The sequence below is a fragment of the Parendozoicomonas sp. Alg238-R29 genome (assembly GCF_947331445.1).
GTDB lineage: Bacteria > Pseudomonadota > Gammaproteobacteria > Pseudomonadales > Endozoicomonadaceae > Sansalvadorimonas.
In genome coordinates this window covers 1-1,561 of record NZ_CAMZOG010000201.1, presented here as the reverse complement: position 1 = coordinate 1,561, position 1,561 = coordinate 1, and the positions used below count along the sequence as shown (strand labels likewise).

Sequence of the window (1,561 nt, the reverse complement as noted above, 5' to 3'; positions counted from 1 at the left end):
GACATTCCATTTTAAGTAATACACACATAACAAGCCCATCCATGCGACCGCCTACGGCGGCGCATGATGGGGGCGTTAGGCCCCTCCCAAACCCAAAAAAACGGAGATACAAATGAAAAGGGAATTACTAATCGCAAGCCTCATGTTTGTTACTGCATGTAGTACAAACAGTCCCATAAAATCGAATAATTCCCCATCGGTATCGAATAGTAAAATATTCGAATATGACTTATATGGAAAGTTGGAAAAAATCGATAATAGCTATGAATTTACAAAATTCTCAACATTATTTAATGAATATGAACCATGGGTTAATTTAACCACAATGCAACCCATGTGGAATGTGGCTCAAGAAGACTGTACAACCGGCTTAGTTGAAATAACAAATAAAAGCATTACATGCCAAACACAAGATGAAAGATTATTTAGAGAAAAAGGGGTGGATCTTTCAGCTAAAAAAACTGCTGGTTATGTGCTTTTTACAGCAATGTCTCTTGGTGTAGGTGCGGCCCTTACTCCGGGAGCGGTAAAATTTAATGAAGACAGTTATCAAAATGCAGTCAATGAAGCCAAAAATAAACTTCTAGACATAGATAAAATAACAGACTTTAGTTACAAGCAAATTCTAGAAGAATACAATTCAGAAATGCTTTCATTAAAAACAAATTATAATGAAACAGTAACTGCCTACAAGGCAAATATAAAACCTACTTTTAAACTAACCGATAAGTCAGGGTTGTTTGGGAAGCGCAACATTAATTACAACAATCATGTATCTATAACAAAAAACAAAACATTTAGCTTCGAAAGCATTCAACCTGTAAGTGCTAACTCATTAGATGCACTGCTATTTTTGACTAAGAATAGGAATAGTGATTTGATAAACGGCCTTGAAAAATCAACTTCTGATTTAAACGTCGCATGCGTTTCTAACAAACTAAAGAATGTCAATTACACAGTTCAGTGCCCAAGCAAAGTAAAAGCATCTGACAAAGACTTTAATGTTAACTTTACTATACACTCCATCAATTATGAAAAAGTATTACCTAAAAGCATGATTTTTGAGGATGGCAAAGTAAAAGTTACATTTGATGGGCATAATTTCCACATCCAAAATAAAACAGAAAGTTATATTACAATCAATAGTTTGTCCTTTTATCATAACTCTAGAATTGCTAGCTTTTCAAAGCTGGATTATGAAGTCTCACCCTTAGCTGAATCTGTATTTTCTAGCCTAAATAATCTCACTTTGAATTATAGAGCGATAGAGTTTTCCAATATTACAAAATCAAAAGCCCAGAAAAAGTCTATAAAATACGGCATTGCTCTAAAATACAAGGTTATTAATACAAATCAAGAAAAGACACTATTTAAAACCAAACCATACATTCTCTCAAATTTGATCTAAACAATAGGCTAAGGGCCTAACAAGTGAATGGTGTTCGTCGCTTCGCTCCTGGGACGCCTGCGGCACCCCACATTCAGGCGTTATATTTTATCCAGTCTCATCGGTGTTATGAAAAAATTATTTATATCCATCATACTGACTGCTGTATCTACA

At 34.7% G+C, this 1,561-nt stretch carries 1 protein-coding gene; it reads left to right on the top strand.

What is annotated here, in order from left to right; translation table 11 throughout:
- Nucleotides 1–112 precede the first annotated feature (112 nt).
- Nucleotides 113–1,408 (top strand): hypothetical protein, encoded by a 1,296-nt coding sequence (locus QMA35_RS21590; RefSeq protein ID WP_281649198.1) that lies wholly within the window; start codon nucleotides 113–115, stop codon nucleotides 1,406–1,408.
- Nucleotides 1,409–1,561: the final 153 nt, after the last annotated feature.

Excerpts from the sequence above, each read along its gene's own strand:
- QMA35_RS21590 (WP_281649198.1), top strand. The coding sequence starts at position 113 with ATGAAAAGGGAATTACTAATCGCAAGCCTCATGTTTGTTACTGCATGT.